The sequence below is a fragment of the Klebsiella sp. LTGPAF-6F genome, assembly GCF_001753185.1.
Classification (GTDB): domain Bacteria; phylum Pseudomonadota; class Gammaproteobacteria; order Enterobacterales; family Enterobacteriaceae; genus Klebsiella; species Klebsiella michiganensis.
The window spans coordinates 254,495-271,356 of the sequence record NZ_CP017450.1 but is presented as its reverse complement, the minus strand read 5'-3'; the positions used below and the strand labels follow the sequence as shown (position 1 = coordinate 271,356).

At 51.6% G+C, this 16,862-nt stretch carries 11 protein-coding genes, 4 tRNA genes and 2 rRNA genes; 1 reads left to right on the top strand and 16 read right to left on the bottom strand.

Annotated elements, in window-relative coordinates; translation table 11 throughout:
- Positions 1 to 6: 6 nt before the first annotated feature.
- The 12 genes from rpoB to BJF97_RS01220 form a co-directional block, all read right to left on the bottom strand.
- Positions 7 to 4,035, bottom strand: a complete 4,029-nt coding sequence (gene rpoB, locus BJF97_RS01275) for a DNA-directed RNA polymerase subunit beta (protein ID WP_004097647.1) — start codon at positions 4,033 to 4,035, stop codon at positions 7 to 9.
- Positions 4,036 to 4,360: 325 nt separating this feature from the next.
- Entirely contained in the window at positions 4,361 to 4,726 is a 366-nt protein-coding gene (rplL, locus tag BJF97_RS01270) for a 50S ribosomal protein L7/L12 (RefSeq protein WP_004097645.1), read from the bottom strand.
- A gap of 66 nt (positions 4,727 to 4,792) precedes the next feature.
- Complete coding sequence (gene rplJ / locus BJF97_RS01265) at positions 4,793 to 5,290, bottom strand: 50S ribosomal protein L10 (RefSeq protein ID WP_004097644.1); 498 nt, start codon at positions 5,288 to 5,290, stop codon at positions 4,793 to 4,795.
- 419 nt (positions 5,291 to 5,709) lie between these two features.
- A complete protein-coding gene (gene rplA, locus BJF97_RS01260) occupies positions 5,710 to 6,414 on the bottom strand; it encodes a 50S ribosomal protein L1 (RefSeq protein ID WP_004097642.1) in 705 nt (234 codons plus the stop codon).
- A gap of 3 nt (positions 6,415 to 6,417) precedes the next feature.
- A complete protein-coding gene (rplK, locus tag BJF97_RS01255) occupies positions 6,418 to 6,846 on the bottom strand; it encodes a 50S ribosomal protein L11 (RefSeq protein WP_004097640.1) in 429 nt (142 codons plus the stop codon).
- Positions 6,847 to 6,999: 153 nt separating this feature from the next.
- Positions 7,000 to 7,545, bottom strand: coding sequence for a transcription termination/antitermination protein NusG (nusG, locus tag BJF97_RS01250; RefSeq protein ID WP_002438628.1), 546 nt, complete (start codon positions 7,543 to 7,545; stop codon positions 7,000 to 7,002).
- Between the two features lies 1 nt (position 7,546).
- The gene (gene secE / locus BJF97_RS01245) at positions 7,547 to 7,930 is read right to left on the bottom strand and encodes a preprotein translocase subunit SecE (RefSeq protein ID WP_004097638.1); all 384 of its coding nucleotides are present in this window, start codon (positions 7,928 to 7,930) and stop codon (positions 7,547 to 7,549) included.
- 232 nt (positions 7,931 to 8,162) lie between these two features.
- Positions 8,163 to 9,347 (bottom strand): elongation factor Tu, encoded by a 1,185-nt coding sequence (gene tuf / locus BJF97_RS01240; RefSeq protein WP_004097636.1) that lies wholly within the window; start codon positions 9,345 to 9,347, stop codon positions 8,163 to 8,165.
- A 116-nt stretch (positions 9,348 to 9,463) separates the two neighbouring features.
- Positions 9,464 to 9,539 (bottom strand) — tRNA-Thr (locus BJF97_RS01235).
- A gap of 5 nt (positions 9,540 to 9,544) precedes the next feature.
- Positions 9,545 to 9,619 (bottom strand) — tRNA-Gly (locus tag BJF97_RS01230).
- 119 nt (positions 9,620 to 9,738) lie between these two features.
- Positions 9,739 to 9,823: transfer RNA gene (locus tag BJF97_RS01225), tRNA-Tyr, on the bottom strand.
- A 10-nt stretch (positions 9,824 to 9,833) separates the two neighbouring features.
- Positions 9,834 to 9,909, bottom strand: a tRNA-Thr gene (locus BJF97_RS01220).
- Between the two features lie 439 nt (positions 9,910 to 10,348).
- Here BJF97_RS01220 and coaA point away from each other — a divergent pair.
- Positions 10,349 to 11,299 (top strand): type I pantothenate kinase, encoded by a 951-nt coding sequence (gene coaA / locus BJF97_RS01215; protein ID WP_014227490.1) that lies wholly within the window; start codon positions 10,349 to 10,351, stop codon positions 11,297 to 11,299.
- Positions 11,300 to 11,325: 26 nt separating this feature from the next.
- On the opposite strand, the gene birA is transcribed toward coaA, so the two are convergent.
- From birA to BJF97_RS01195, 4 genes are all read right to left on the bottom strand, one after another.
- Entirely contained in the window at positions 11,326 to 12,288 is a 963-nt protein-coding gene (gene birA / locus BJF97_RS01210; RefSeq protein ID WP_014837096.1) for a bifunctional biotin--[acetyl-CoA-carboxylase] ligase/biotin operon repressor BirA, read from the bottom strand.
- Positions 12,285 to 13,313 (bottom strand): UDP-N-acetylmuramate dehydrogenase, encoded by a 1,029-nt coding sequence (gene murB / locus BJF97_RS01205; protein ID WP_032695049.1) that lies wholly within the window; start codon positions 13,311 to 13,313, stop codon positions 12,285 to 12,287. The genes birA and murB overlap by 4 nt, the downstream gene beginning before the upstream one ends.
- A 167-nt stretch (positions 13,314 to 13,480) precedes the next feature.
- Positions 13,481 to 13,596 (bottom strand): 5S ribosomal RNA (gene rrf, locus BJF97_RS01200).
- A 200-nt stretch (positions 13,597 to 13,796) separates the two neighbouring features.
- Positions 13,797 to 16,700: ribosomal RNA gene (locus BJF97_RS01195) — 23S ribosomal RNA — on the bottom strand.
- Between the last annotated feature and the right edge of the window lie 162 nt (positions 16,701 to 16,862).

The following is a 16,862-nucleotide window of genomic DNA, read 5'->3' as shown; positions in this document are numbered from 1 at the left end:
CGAGAGTTACTCGTCTTCCAGTTCGATGTTGATGCCCAGCGAGCGAATCTCTTTCAACAGTACGTTGAAGGATTCCGGCATGCCCGGTTCCATCTGATGGTTGCCGTCCACGATGTTCTTATACATCTTAGTACGGCCGTTCACGTCATCAGACTTAACGGTGAGCATTTCCTGCAGGGTGTATGCTGCGCCATATGCTTCCAGCGCCCACACTTCCATCTCCCCGAAGCGCTGACCACCGAACTGCGCCTTACCACCCAGCGGCTGCTGAGTAACCAGGCTGTAAGAACCGGTAGAACGCGCATGCATCTTGTCATCAACCAGGTGGTTCAGTTTCAGCATGTACATGTAGCCAACGGTAACCTGGCGCTCGAATTGCTCACCGGTACGACCGTCGAACAGGGTGATCTGGCCGGAAGTCGGCAGGCCACCAAGCTGTAACAGTTCCTTGATTTCAGACTCTTTCGCACCGTCGAAGACCGGCGTTGCGATCGGCATACCTTTTTTCAGGTTTTCAGCGAGACGCATAACTTCTTCGTCAGTGAAGGTATTCAGATCAACCTTCTGACGCACGTCGGTACCCAGATCGTAGGCACGCTGGATGAATTCGCGCAGTTTGGCGACTTCCTGCTGCTGTTTCAGCATGGCGTTGATTTTCTCGCCAATACCTTTCGCAGCCATACCCAGGTGAGTTTCCAGGATCTGACCGATGTTCATACGAGACGGTACGCCCAGCGGGTTCAGTACGATGTCAACCGGCGTGCCGTTTTCATCGTAAGGCATATCTTCGATCGGGTTGATCTTAGAGATAACACCCTTGTTACCGTGACGGCCTGCCATTTTGTCACCAGGCTGAATCTGACGTTTAACGGCCAGATACACTTTGACAATCTTCAGCACGCCCGGTGCCAGATCGTCGCCCTGAGTGATTTTGCGGCGTTTCGCTTCGAGTTTTTTCTCGAACTCGTGTTTCAGTTCGTCGTACTGCTCAGCCAGCTGTTCCAGCTGATTCTGTTTCTCTTCGTCGGTCAGGCCCAGTTCCAGCCAGCGATCGCGCGGCAGCTTATCGAGCTTCTCAGCTTCGATACCGCCGGAGACCAGCACCGCGTAGATACGACCAAACAGGCCAGCTTCGAGGATCTGCAGTTCTTCAGACAGGTCTTTCTTCGCCTGTTTGAGCTGCATCTCTTCAATTTCCAGCGCACGTTTGTCTTTTTCTACGCCGTCGCGGGTAAAGACCTGAACGTCGATAATGGTACCGGAGACACCGTTTGGTACGCGCAGGGAAGAGTCTTTAACGTCAGACGCCTTCTCACCGAAGATCGCACGCAGCAGTTTCTCTTCCGGCGTCAGCTGGGTTTCACCTTTCGGCGTTACCTTACCAACCAGAATATCGCCACCGGTCACTTCCGCGCCGATATAAACGATACCGGATTCATCCAGTTTAGAGAGCGCAGCTTCACCCACGTTCGGGATGTCGGCGGTGATCTCTTCCGGCCCCAGCTTGGTGTCACGAGACACGCACGCCAGTTCCTGAATGTGGATGGTGGTAAAACGGTCTTCCTGGACAACACGCTCGGAAACGAGGATGGAGTCTTCGAAGTTGTAACCGTTCCACGGCATGAACGCGACGCGCATGTTCTGGCCGAGCGCCAGTTCACCGAGGTCGGTAGACGGGCCGTCAGCCAGCACGTCACCGCGCTCAATCGGCTCACCCAGAGAGACACACGGCATCTGGTTGATGCAGGTGTTCTGGTTAGAACGGGTGTACTTGGTCAGGTTATAGATGTCGATACCTGCTTCGCCCGGGTACATCTCGTCTTCGTTAACTTTGATAACGATACGGGAAGCATCCACGTACTGAACGGTACCGCCACGTTTAGCGACCGCAGTTACACCGGAGTCAACGGCAACAGCACGTTCCATACCGGTACCAACCAGCGGCTTATCAGCGCGCAGAGTCGGAACGGCCTGACGTTGCATGTTCGCACCCATCAATGCACGGTTGGCGTCATCGTGTTCCAGGAACGGGATCAGGGACGCACCGACGGATACCACCTGCTGGGTGGATACGTCCATGTAGTCAACCTGGTCGCGGCTGAACAAGCTGGATTCGCCTTTACTACGGCAGGTAACCAGATCTTCTACAAAGTGGCCTTCGTCATCCAGGTTGGAGTTCGCCTGAGCAATAACGTAGTTGCCTTCTTCGATAGCAGACAGGTAATGAATTTCGTCGGTTACAACACCGTCAGTCACTTTACGGTACGGGGTCTCGAGGAAACCGTATTCGTTCGTCTGTGCGTACACGGACAGGGAGTTGATCAGACCGATGTTCGGACCTTCAGGCGTTTCGATTGGACATACGCGACCGTAGTGGGTCGGGTGTACGTCTCGAACTTCAAAGCCTGCGCGTTCACGGGTCAGACCGCCCGGGCCGAGTGCAGAGATACGACGTTTGTGCGTAATCTCAGACAGCGGGTTGTTCTGGTCCATAAACTGAGACAGCTGGCTGGAGCCAAAGAACTCTTTCACTGCCGCAGAAATCGGCTTGGCGTTGATCATATCCTGAGGCATCAGGGTATCCAGATCGCCCAGAGACAGACGCTCTTTCACCGCACGCTCTACGCGGACCAGGCCAACGCGGAACTGGTTTTCCGCCATTTCGCCAACGGAACGGATACGACGGTTGCCGAGGTGGTCGATATCATCGACTTCGCCTTTACCGTTACGGATATCGATGAGCTTCTTCATCACTTCGATGATGTCTTCTTTGCTCAGGATACCGGAACCTTCGATTTCGTCGCGCAGCAGAGAACGGTTGAACTTCATACGACCTACCGCGGACAGATCGTAGCGGTCTTCGGAGAAGAACAGGTTCTCGAACAGGCTTTCAGCCGCTTCACGAGTCGGCGGCTCACCAGGGCGCATCATGCGGTAGATTTCTACCAGCGCGCTCAGACGGTCGTTGGTCGGGTCGACGCGTACAGTCTCAGAGATGTACGGACCGTGATCCAGATCGTTGGTGAACAGCGTTTCGATACGCTTATGGCCAGACTGGCTCAGCTTGGCCAGCAGATCCAGGCTCAGCTCCATGTTCGCCGGGCAGATCAGCTCGCCAGTAGATTCGTCAACATAGTCTTTAGAGGCAACTTTGCCAGCGATGTACTCAACCGGAACTTCGATATGTTTGATATCGTCTTTTTCCAGCTGGCGAATGTGACGTGCGGTGATGCGACGCCCTTTCTCAACGTACACTTTGCCGTTCGCTTCGATGTCGAAGGAGGCCGTTTCGCCGCGCAGACGCTCCGGTACCAGTTCCATCTGCAGCTTGTTATCGCGAATTTCAAAGACCACTTTCTCGAAGAACAGGTCAAGGATCTGCTCAGTGGTGTAATTCAGCGCGCGCAGGATGATGGTAGCCGGCAGCTTACGACGACGGTCGATACGGACAAACAGGTTGTCTTTCGGGTCGAACTCGAAGTCCAGCCAGGAGCCACGGTAAGGAATGATACGTGCGTTATACAGGACCTTACCGGAAGAGTGGGTCTTACCTTTGTCACTGTCAAAGAAGACGCCCGGGCTACGGTGCAGCTGAGAAACGATAACGCGCTCGGTACCGTTGATAACGAAGGTACCGTTGTCGGTCATGAGCGGAATTTCGCCCATGTAGACTTCTTGTTCTTTAATGTCTTTAACGGTGCCTTCCGGCGCTTCGCGCTCGTAGATCACCAGACGCAGTTTGACGCGCAGCGGTGCCGAGTAGGTCACGCCACGGATCTGACATTCTTTAACGTCAAAAACCGGTTCGCCCAAACGGTAGCTGACGTACTGCAGCTCAGAGTTACCGCTGTAGCTTTTGATCGGGAATACGGAACGGAAAGCTGCTTCCAGACCATACTGCCCTTCAGGATCTTGCTCGATGAACTTCTGAAACGAGTCAAGCTGGATAGAAAGGAGATAAGGTATGTCCAGAACCTGCGGACGTTTACCAAAATCCTTACGAATACGTTTTTTCTCGGTATAGGAGTAAACCATAGGGTTCCTCAGCTCGCTGACAAGTCGACCCATCTGCCCACATAAGGCAGTTTTTTATGCAACACTATTTTGTTGACCGGAAAATGGAACACTTTCCGCAATACCTGTTTCTATCACGCTTAAACCATTTCATTGCGATTTACACAGCTCAGGAGCCCTAACCTGTCGCAGTATATTAAGTCGTCTATAGAAACAAGCATTGTCAGGACAACCAGTAGTCAAACAGTGTGAAATTCTACTGGCGCCTTACAGCGCAAAAAGGCTGGTGACTAAAAAGTCACCAGCCATCAGCCTGATTTCTCAGGCTGCAACCGGAAAGGTTGGCTTATTTAACTTCAACTTCAGCGCCAGCTTCTTCCAGAGATTTTTTCAGTGCTTCAGCGTCATCTTTGCTCACGCCTTCTTTCAGAGCGGCCGGAGCAGATTCTACCAGGTCTTTAGCTTCTTTCAGACCCAGGCCAGTTGCGCCACGTACTGCTTTGATAACGGCAACTTTGTTAGCGCCGATACCTTTCAGAATTACGTCGAATTCAGTTTTTTCTTCAGCAGCTTCAACCGGGCCAGCAGCTACAGCTACAGCAGCAGCAGCGGAAACACCGAATTTTTCTTCCATTGCAGAGATCAGCTCAACAACGTCCATTACGGACATAGCGGATACTGCTTCAATGATTTGATCTTTAGTGATAGACATTTAAATTGTTCCTGAATATCAGAATAAGTTTATACGTAAGCGAATGCTTTACAAAGACAACTGCGATTAAGCAGCTTCTTTCGCATCGCGTACAGCAGCCAGAGTGCGAACCAGTTTGCCAGCCGAAGCTTCTTTCATGGTTGCCATCAGGCGTGCAATTGCTTCTTCGTAGGTCGGCAGAGTTGCCAGGCGGTCGATTTGCGACGCCGGGATCAGCTCACCTTCAAAGGCTGCGGCTTTGACCTCAAATTTTGCATTCGCTTTCGCGAACTCTTTGAACAGACGAGCGGCAGCGCCCGGGTGTTCCATAGAGTATGCAATCAGGGTCGGACCAACAAACGTGTCTTTCAGGCACTCGAAAGGAGTACCTTCAACGACGCGGCGCAGCAGGGTGTTACGAACAACACGCATGTATACGCCAGCTTCACGACCTGCTTTACGCAGTTCAGTCATTTTGTCTACAGTCACGCCACGGGAATCCGCAACTACTGCAGACAGCGCGCCTTTGGCTACTTCGCTGACTTCAGCAACAATCGCTTGTTTGTCTTGAAGATTTAAAGCCATTAGCTTTGCTCCTGGATGTTTGCCAGAGCTCATGCTCCGGAACTCACTTCACTCGACTCAAAGAGAAGAGCGTCTTAATACGGTGAGCAGAAACAAGCCAGAGTATCCAAAAATAATCTTAGCGTTCTGTCACCGTCTACGCAGGGCATTAAGTCTCTTGCGAAACACCTGCGGTCTTCGACGGAGGCCTGGATAGGCCAGGCTCCAACGAACAAATTCTTTCTATGACTTCGTCCTTTGAACCGCAGCTGTGTTAGCTGCGCTCGTTCACACCAGTCACATAGTTAACTATGCTCCTGGTGATTCACTCACTTGCTGCCTTGCTGCAATTCAAATGACTCGCATAGTGCTCTGTTATATTTCAACAGAATCGTGGGGGTAGAATTGTAGACAAAACCACCGCCCACGTAAAGCTAATCTTAGTTCGCAGATGCGCTCAGACCAGCCTGATCAACGGCAACGCCAGCACCCATGGTGGTGGAGATGCTGATTTTCTTGATGTACACGCCTTTAGCTTGAGTCGGTTTTGCTTTTTTCAGCGCAACCAGCAGAGCTTCCAGGTTTTCTTTCAGTTTATCAGCGTCAAAATCCACTTTACCGATGGTGGTGTGGATGATGCCGTTTTTGTCGTTACGGTAACGAACCTGACCTGCTTTAGCGTTCTTAACCGCTTCAGCAACGTTCGGCGTTACGGTACCCACTTTCGGGTTTGGCATCAGGCCGCGCGGACCCAGAACCTGGCCCAGCTGGCCAACAACGCGCATTGCATCCGGGGAAGCAATAACAACGTCAAAGTTCATTTCGCCTTTTTTGATCTGGTCAGCCAGATCTTCCATACCTACCAGCTCTGCGCCAGCAGCTTTAGCTGCTTCAGCGTTCGGGCCCTGGGCAAATACGGCTACGCGAACTGAACGGCCAGTACCGTGCGGCAGTACGGTCGCGCCGCGGACGTTCTGGTCAGATTTACGCGCGTCGATGCCGAGGTTAACGGCAACATCAACGCTTTCAACGAACTTAGCAGTAGCCAGTTCTTTCAGCAGAGAGATGGCTTCGTTGATGTCGTACTGTTTGGTCGCATCAACTTTGTCACGAATCACGGACATGCGCTTGGTCAGTTTAGCCATTTCTTAGTCCTCCACTACCAGGCCCATGGAACGTGCAGTACCTTCAATGGAGCGAGTCATCGCTTCAATGTCGGAACCAGTCATGTCGGCAGCTTTGGTCTGCGCGATTTCCTGCAGCTGAGCGCGGGAAATTTTACCTACTTTGTCTTTGTTCGGTTTACCGGAACCAGACTTGATACCAGCCGCTTTTTTCAGCAGAACTGCTGCCGGCGGAGTTTTGGTAACGAAGGTGAAAGAACGGTCAGCGTAAACGGTAATAACAACCGGGATCGGCAGACCTTTTTCCAGGGATTCAGTTTTTGCGTTGAACGCTTTGCAGAATTCCATGATGTTCACACCCTGCTGACCCAGTGCTGGACCAACCGGTGGACTCGGGTTTGCCATACCAGCTGCAACCTGCAGCTTGACATAGGCTTGTACTTTCTTAGCCATGTAAATTTCCTCGTTTGGGTGTAGCGCCTAAAAAGGCTCCCCGTGATAAATATCGCTTTATGGGAATCAGACCCATAAAAACAAAAGGCGCGAAATTGTATGTCAATTCCGCGCCTCATGCAACGATTAAAACGTTGCTTTTTTGATCGGCTGTTAGGCTTTTTCTACCTGAGCGAAGTCCAGCTCAACCGGCGTCGCACGACCAAAGATAGAAACGGACACTTTCAGACGAGACTTCTCGTAGTCCACTTCTTCAACCACACCGTTAAAGTCGGCAAATGGACCGTCGCTAACGCGAACCATTTCACCCGGCTCAAACAGCGTTTTCGGCCGCGGCTTATCGCCAACCTGCTGCAGACGGTTCATGATCGCGTCGACTTCTTTGTCGCTGATCGGTGCCGGACGGTCAGATGTACCGCCGATGAAACCCATCACACGCGGTACGCTGCGCACCAGGTGCCAGCTCGCGTCGTTCATCACCATCTGGACCAGCACGTAGCCCGGGAAGAATTTGCGTTCGCTTTTACGACGCTGGCCGCCGCGGATTTCGACCACTTCTTCGGTCGGCACCATGACTTCGCCAAACAACTCTTCCATATTGTGTAATTTGATATGTTCACGCAACGAGGTAGCTACGCGACCTTCAAAACCGGAAAACGCCTGAACGACGTACCAGCGTTTTTTAGGAGCTTCAGACATCTCAGAACCTCAGGCCAGTGATAAAGGATACCAGGCGAACCAGAATACCATCCAGTCCCCACAGGATCAGTGACATTACGGCAGTCACTGCGGCAACAATCAGCGTGGTATGCAACGTTTCCTGGCGAGTCGGCCAGATCACCTTGCGGACTTCGGTTCTCGCTTCACGAGCGAAGGCGACTGTCGCCTTACCTTTTGTCGTTAACAGCGCGACACCGCCCGCTGCAGCGATCAGAATCACTACAGCCAGCGCACGCACTGCCAGCATAATGTCACGATAAAGGAAGTTGCCGACGATGGCCACAACCAGCAGCACGACTACGATTGTCCACTTCATCGCTTCGAGGCCGCGCCCGCTCCCTTGAGCTTCGGTATTCGCACTCATAAACCAACCTGTCACAAGAATTCAGACAAATAACTTCACCCCGCATGAAATGCGAGGCGACCAAACCGAAATGCTCTGCTGCGTTTCGGACTTAACGCCCTCTTCAGAGCCTGTCTCAGCAATGATTATGACCCAAAAAATCACTGATGAGCCAGGTTCTGGTGTGAAAGCGTGCAAAAAGGGCATCAAATGATGCCCTTTTATTGCGCATTGCGTCAAATGTTATCAGCGATTAGCCGAGAACTTTAGCAACCACGCCCGCGCCAACGGTACGGCCACCTTCACGGATTGCGAAACGCAGACCGTCGTCCATCGCGATCGGGTGGATCAGGGTAACAACCATTTTGATGTTGTCGCCCGGCATTACCATCTCTACGCCTTCCGGCAGTTCGATGGTGCCAGTCACGTCAGTTGTACGGAAGTAGAACTGCGGACGGTAGCCTTTGAAGAACGGAGTATGACGGCCGCCTTCGTCTTTGGACAGAATGTACACTTCAGATTCGAACTTGGTGTGCGGCTTGATAGAACCCGGCTTAGCCAGTACCTGACCACGTTCGATTTCTTCACGTTTGATACCACGCAGCAGAACACCAACGTTCTCACCAGCACGGCCTTCGTCCAGCAGTTTGCGGAACATTTCAACGCCAGTACAGGTAGACTTCGCAGTCTCTTTGATACCAACGATTTCAACTTCTTCGCCAACTTTGATGATACCGCGCTCTACACGACCGGTAACAACGGTACCACGACCGGAGATGGAGAATACGTCTTCGATCGGCAGCAGGAACGGCTTGTCAATCGCACGCTCTGGTTCCGGGATGTAAGAATCCAGGTAGCCAGCCAGTTCGATAATTTTCGCTTCCCAGTCTGCGTCACCTTCCAGCGCTTTCAGAGCGGAACCGCGAACGATCGGAGTGTCGTCGCCCGGGAAATCGTACTGAGACAGAAGTTCACGAACTTCCATTTCAACCAGTTCCAGCAGCTCTTCGTCATCAACCATGTCGCATTTGTTCAGGAACACGATGATGTACGGAACGCCTACCTGACGACCCAGCAGGATGTGCTCACGAGTCTGCGGCATCGGGCCGTCAGTCGCAGCAACAACCAGGATCGCGCCATCCATCTGCGCAGCACCGGTGATCATGTTTTTAACATAGTCGGCGTGGCCCGGGCAGTCTACGTGCGCGTAGTGGCGAGTCGGGGTGTCATATTCAACGTGAGAAGTGTTGATGGTGATACCACGAGCTTTTTCTTCCGGCGCGTTATCGATCTGGTCGAATGCGCGAGCAGAACCACCGTAGGTTTTAGCCAGAACGGTAGTGATTGCAGCGGTCAGCGTTGTTTTACCATGGTCAACGTGGCCGATAGTACCGACGTTAACGTGCGGTTTTGTACGTTCAAACTTTTCTTTAGACATCGATTGTCCCTCTAAGACACGGATAAATCGGTGATATCACCACATCAACCGGGCAACATGCCCGACTTGTTGAATGCAATAAACAAGAGAGAAACAGGGGAGGAGAGATAAAGAAGTGGTGCTGATACCCAGAGTCGAACTGGGGACCTCACCCTTACCAAGGGTGCGCTCTACCAACTGAGCCATATCAGCACGTTTGGAGCGGGCAGCGGGAATCGAACCCGCATCATCAGCTTGGAAGGCTGAGGTAATAGCCATTATACGATGCCCGCATCCTGAAACTCGGCTACCCAGTTCTTTCTATAACAAAAAAAAGAGAAGCGTCTCTTTTTTTGTTTGAGCTGACCAGTTTAACCAATCAACTCTGGCTCCGCAAAGCGTTGCCGAAAGATGGTGGTGGGGGAAGGATTCGAACCTTCGAAGTCGATGACGGCAGATTTACAGTCTGCTCCCTTTGGCCGCTCGGGAACCCCACCAGGCACTTGATGGTGCCGACTACCGGAATCGAACTGGTGACCTACTGATTACAAGTCAGTTGCTCTACCTACTGAGCTAAGTCGGCATCAAGTAGCGCGCATTCTAGGGAGACCTGCGAGTTCATGCAACTAAAAAATTGCAGAAAATGTTCTATTGCTCACATTTTGTGCTCAAACGAGAAAAAATGGTGTAATTTCAAACAGAGCAGGACAAAAATACGCCAATCATCCTCACGGACAGGGTTGCCGAGGAGGGCAAAAAGTAGAGTGATGTCGCTAAAGCGGCATCGATACCCCATCACCTGACCACCCGATTCAATGAATAACCCACGGGTCTCTGCTGAGAACTTTATATCCCCTTACCAAACCATTCATCTCTGTGATGCTACCTTTAGAAAGCATCATTCAATGAGTTTTTTTCTTATTATTCCTCGCAATCTGGTGTTACCCTCCTGCCCATTGTCCTGATTAACTAGTGTGAAGCACCCCGCCTTCATGTAATTCGGCGGTTGCAAGAGCATGCTTATGAGCCTAAAAGAGCAAACGTTAATGACACCGTATCTACAATTTAACCGCGACCAATGGGCTGCGCTTCGTGATTCCGTTCCGATGACGCTAACAGAAGAAGAAATCACGCGGTTAAAAGGCATCAACGAAGATCTTTCCCTGGAAGAAGTAGCGGAAATTTATTTGCCGCTGTCGCGTTTACTCAATTTCTATATCAGCTCTAATCTGCGCCGCCAGGCTGTACTGGAACAATTCCTTGGCACCAACGGCCAACGTATTCCTTACATCATTAGCATTGCGGGTAGCGTGGCGGTCGGGAAGAGCACTACCGCGCGCGTGCTGCAAGCATTGCTGAGCCGCTGGCCTGAACATCGACATGTAGAATTAATCACGACAGATGGTTTTCTGCATCCTAACGCGGTATTGAAAGAACGCGGCCTGATGAAGAAGAAGGGCTTCCCGCAGTCTTATGACATGCATCGCTTGGTTAAATTCGTCTCAGACCTGAAATCCGGCGTTCCTGACGCTACGGCGCCGGTCTATTCACATCTGATTTACGACGTCATTCCTGATGGGGATAAAACCGTCACGCAGCCTGATATATTAATTCTTGAGGGTTTAAATGTTCTGCAGAGCGGCATGGATTATCCACACGATCCGCATCATGTATTTGTTTCGGACTTCGTTGATTTTTCAATTTACGTCGATGCGCCTGAAGAACTGCTAAAAAACTGGTATATCAATCGTTTTCTGAAATTCCGCGAAGGCGCGTTTACCGACCCGGACTCCTATTTTCATAGCTATGCTCAGCTGTCTAAAGATGAAGCAATTGATATTGCCACATCGCTGTGGAATGAGATTAATCTTTTGAATTTAAAAGAGAACATTCTACCAACCCGTGAGCGAGCCAGCCTTATAATGACCAAAAGCGCAAACCACTCTGTGAATCAGGTGCGTTTAAGAAAATAAAAAAGGGAGCGTTAGCTCCCCTTTTTTTATTCAGCGCTGCGCAATGATATCTCACCGCCAATCCAGGGTTTTACCATCCCGTCCTGCTCCAGTAATAATGCGCCTTGAGCATCAATACCTCGCGAAATACCAAAGATCTCTTTATCGCCAATAATAAGTTTAACCGGTCGATTAATAAAGTTATCGAGCTTTTCCCAGCGGGTGAGATAGGGTGCCAGACCTTCATTCTCAAAAAGTTTAAATCCTGCCCGCAGCTCTTTAATCAGACAAGCCGCTAACGTATTACGATCGATAGAGATCCCTGCCTCCTGGAGGCTGATCCAACCCTGATTGACAACATCAGATTCCACCCGGCGCATCATGAGGTTAATCCCCGCGCCGCTGACTATCTGCGCAGCATCGCCGGTTTTCCCCGTCAGTTCCACCAGGATCCCGGACAACTTCCGATCCTGTAAATAGAGATCGTTTGGCCATTTCACCCGAACTTTATCCGCCCCCAGGCTTTGCAGCACCTCGGCAATGACGATCCCAATGACCAGACTCAAGCCTATAGCCGCAGCAGGGCCCTGCTCCAGTCGCCAGTACATTGAAAGGTAAAGGTTAGAACCAAACGGCGAGAACCACTTGCGCCCGCGGCGGCCGCGACCTGCCTGCTGATACTCAGCCACGCAGGCATCACCCGATTGCAGTTCGCTAAGTCTGTCCAGAAGATACTGGTTCGTGGAATCAATCACCGGTAGTACGGTTACCCGGCCATGCTCGATCTGCCTGGCGATCTGCTCTTCATCCAGAAGCTGGATAGGCTCAGGGAGACTGTAGCCTTTACCCGGTACGGTAAATACGTCGACTCCCCAATCGCGTAACGTTTGAATATGCTTGTTGATTGCTGCCCGACTCATCCCTAAACGCTCGCCAAGCTGTTCACCTGAGTGAAATTCAGCGTCGGCCAGGATCGATATTAGCGTCAAAGGAACGGTGTAGTCTTTCATGCGATGGTCTCCTCGGCATTAACTTCTCCCGTTTCACCGATAAAGCGCACTTCCGGCTGTAACCAGATATTAAACTTCTCACCAACCTGCTGGCGTACGTAATGAGCCAGCTCAACCACGTCTTCACTGGTTGCCTGATGCTGATTGATCAATACCAGCGCCTGCTGGCTATGCACCGCTGCGCCACCCATCACTTTACCTTTAAGCTGGCATTGATCGATAAGCCAGCCGGCGGCAAGTTTCATACTGCCATCCGGCTGAGGGTAGTGAGGGATGCCCGGATAGGTCGCCAGCAGCGCTTGCGCCTTGTCCGCGCTAACGACCGGGTTCTTAAAGAAGCTCCCCGCATTTCCATTCACTTTTGGATCGGGGAGTTTGGTCATGCGCATATGACAGACGGCGTCAAATACCTGCTGCGGGGTAACGGTTTGCGGATCGAGCCGGGTTAAATCACCGTAGGTCAAAACGGGTTGCCAGGCTTTTGGCAACGTCAAACCAACCGCCACAATGGCGTAGCGGTCCTGATATTCATGTTTAAAAATACTGTCCCGGTAGCCAAAGCGACATTCAGCAGCGGAAAGACGCTGTTTCACACCCGTGACCAACTCAATGCAGTCGACGTACCGGCAAACCTTCTGTAATTCAACGCCGTAAGCACCAATATTTTGAATCGGCGAGGAGCCGGCGCAGCCAGGAATCAAAGCAAGATTTTCCAGGCCCGGCATTCCGTTATTTAACGCAAACTGGACCAGCTGATGCCAGTTTTCTCCTGCACCAACATGCAAATGCCACGCGCCAGGTGTTTCACTCACTTCTATCCCCATAATACGGTTGATAATGACCGTACCGGAATAATCCTTCAGGAACAGAACATTGCTTCCTTCACCAAGGATCAGGGTTGGCTGGCGCTCTGCGGTGGCATTTTGCCAGGCATCCAGTAGCTGTTTTTCAGTTTCGGCGCGTACAATCGCTTTGGCAGAACGGTCAATACCGAAGGTGTTCCAGGGCTTAAGTGAGTGGCTCATAATGGCTTCCAGATGCAAAATCTGCATTAGTTTACCGTATATAGTGAGGGAAGGCTTGCCTGATTGTCAGGGGGAGCAGGTACCATGGCGTGCCTAAAATCTGGCAATTTTAAACGACAAAAACGCAAAAAGCCCATCCGTCAGGATGGGCTCTTCACTTGTTTGATGCCTGGCAGTTCCCTACTCTCACATGGGGAGACCCCACACTACCATCGGCGCTACGGCGTTTCACTTCTGAGTTCGGCATGGGGTCAGGTGGGACCACCGCGCTGTCGCCGCCAGGCAAATTCTGTTGTCAGAAACGAATCTTTTACACCGATGCTGCGTTGGCTGCATTCGTAAAGTCAGTCACATACTACAGTATGCTCCTTCCTTTACTTCATTTGCCGCCTTGCCTCAGCGTAAAATCTTTCGTTCCCGAAAATCTGTAATCTAAGCTGAAATTGTTGTCTTCTCAAATCGCCAAAACATCTTCGGCGTTGTAAGGTTAAGCCTCACGGTTCATTAGTACCGGTTAGCTCAACGCATCGCTGCGCTTACACACCCGGCCTATCAACGTCGTCGTCTTCAACGTTCCTTCAGGACCCTTAAAGGGTCAGGGAGAACTCATCTCGGGGCAAGTTTCGTGCTTAGATGCTTTCAGCACTTATCTCTTCCGCATTTAGCTACCGGGCAATGCCATTGGCATGACAACCCGAACACCAGTGATGCGTCCACTCCGGTCCTCTCGTACTAGGAGCAGCCCCCCTCAATTCTCCAGCGCCCACGGCAGATAGGGACCGAACTGTCTCACGACGTTCTAAACCCAGCTCGCGTACCACTTTAAATGGCGAACAGCCATACCCTTGGGACCTACTTCAGCCCCAGGATGTGATGAGCCGACATCGAGGTGCCAAACACCGCCGTCGATATGAACTCTTGGGCGGTATCAGCCTGTTATCCCCGGAGTACCTTTTATCCGTTGAGCGATGGCCCTTCCATTCAGAACCACCGGATCACTATGACCTGCTTTCGCACCTGCTCGCGCCGTCACGCTCGCAGTCAAGCCAGCTTATGCCATTGCACTAACCTCCTGATGTCCGACCAGGATTAGCTGACCTTCGTGCTCCTCCGTTACTCTTTAGGAGGAGACCGCCCCAGTCAAACTACCCACCAGACACTGTCCGCAACCCGGATTACGGGCCCACGTTAGAACACCAGCCATTAAAGGGTGGTATTTCAAGGATGGCTCCATGCAGACTGGCGTCCACACTTCAAAGCCTCCCACCTATCCTACACATCAAGGACCAGTGTTCAGTGTCAAGCTATAGTAAAGGTTCACGGGGTCTTTCCGTCTTGCCGCGGGTACACTGCATCTTCACAGCGAGTTCAATTTCACTGAGTCTCGGGTGGAGACAGCCTGGCCATCATTACGCCATTCGTGCAGGTCGGAACTTACCCGACAAGGAATTTCGCTACCTTAGGACCGTTATAGTTACGGCCGCCGTTTACCGGGGCTTCGATCAAGAGCTTCTCCGTGAGGATAACCCCATCAATTAACCTTCCGGCACCGGGCAGGCGTCACACCGTATACGTCCACTTTCGTGTTTGCACAGTGCTGTGTTTTTAATAAACAGTTGCAGCCAGCTGGTATCTTCGACTGATTTCAGCTCCATGAGCAAGTCACTTCACTTACCATCAGCGTGCCTTCTCCCGAAGTTACGGCACCATTTTGCCTAGTTCCTTCACCCGAGTTCTCTCAAGCGCCTTGGTATTCTCTACCTGACCACCTGTGTCGGTTTGGGGTACGATTTGATGTTACCTGATGCTTAGAGGCTTTTCCTGGAAGCAGGGCATTTGTCACTTCAGCACCGTAGTGCCTCGTCATCACACCTCAGCGTTGATAACGTTCCGGATTTACCTGGAACATCCGCCTACATGCTTAAACCGGGACAACCGTCGCCCGGCCAACATAGCCTTCTCCGTCCCCCCTTCGCAGTAACACCGAGTACAGGAATATTAACCTGTTTCCCATCGACTACGCCTTTCGGCCTCGCCTTAGGGGTCGACTCACCCTGCCCCGATTAACGTTGGACAGGAACCCTTGGTCTTCCGGCGTGCGGGTTTTTCACCCGCATTATCGTTACTTATGTCAGCATTCGCACTTCTGATACCTCCAGCAACCCTCACAGGCCACCTTCAACGGCTTACAGAACGCTCCCCTACCCAACAACACATAGTGTCGCTGCCGCAGCTTCGGTGCATGGTTTAGCCCCGTTACATCTTCCGCGCAGGCCGACTCGACCAGTGAGCTATTACGCTTTCTTTAAATGATGGCTGCTTCTAAGCCAACATCCTGGCTGTCTGGGCCTTCCCACATCGTTTCCCACTTAACCATGACTTTGGGACCTTAGCTGGCGGTCTGGGTTGTTTCCCTCTTCACGACGGACGTTAGCACCCGCCGTGTGTCTCCCGTGATAACATTCTTCGGTATTCGTAGTTTGCATCGGGTTGGTAAGTCGGGATGACCCCCTAGCCGAAACAGTGCTCTACCCCCGAAGATGAATTCACGAGGCGCTACCTAAATAGCTTTCGGGGAGAACCAGCTATCTCCCGGTTTGATTGGCCTTTCACCCCCAGCCACAAGTCATCCGCTAATTTTTCAACATTAGTCGGTTCGGTCCTCCAGTTAGTGTTACCCAACCTTCAACCTGCCCATGGCTAGATCACCGGGTTTCGGGTCTATACCCTGCAACTTAACGCCCAGTTAAGACTCGGTTTCCCTGCGGCTCCCCTATACGGTTAACCTTGCTACAGAATATAAGTCGCTGACCCATTATACAAAAGGTACGCAGTCACCCAACCAGTGGGCTCCTACTGCTTGTACGTACACGGTTTCAGGTTCTTTTTCACTCCCCTCGCCGGGGTTCTTTTCGCCTTTCCCTCACGGTACTGGTTCACTATCGGTCAGTCAGGAGTATTTAGCCTTGGAGGATGGTCCCCCATATTCAGACAGGATACCACGTGTCCCGCCCTACTCTTCGAGTTCACAACCTGTGCGTTTTAGTGTACGGGAGTATCACCCTGTACCCTGCGACTTTCCAGACGCTTCCACTAACACACAAGCTGATTCAGACTCCGGGCTGCTCCCCGTTCGCTCGCCGCTACTGGGGAATCTCGGTTGATTTCTTTTCCTCGGGGTACTTAGATGTTTCAGTTCCCCCGGTTCGCCTCGTTAACCTATGTATTCAGTTAACGATAGTGCAACGAATTGCACTGGGTTTCCCCATTCGGACATCGCCGGCTGTAACGGTTCATATCACCTTACCGACGCTTTTCGCAGATTAGCACGTCCTTCATCGCCTCTGACTGCCAGGGCATCCACCGTGTACGCTTAGTCGCTTAACCTCACAACCCGAAGATGTTTCGTAAAACATCGTCGTGTCGCGAAAATTTGAGAGACTCGAACACACATTAACTGTGTGTCGTTTCAATTTTCAGCTTGATCCAGATTTTTAAAGAGCAAAACTTCGCAGTGAACCTTTTCAGGTACACTCTGAAGTTTTCTTG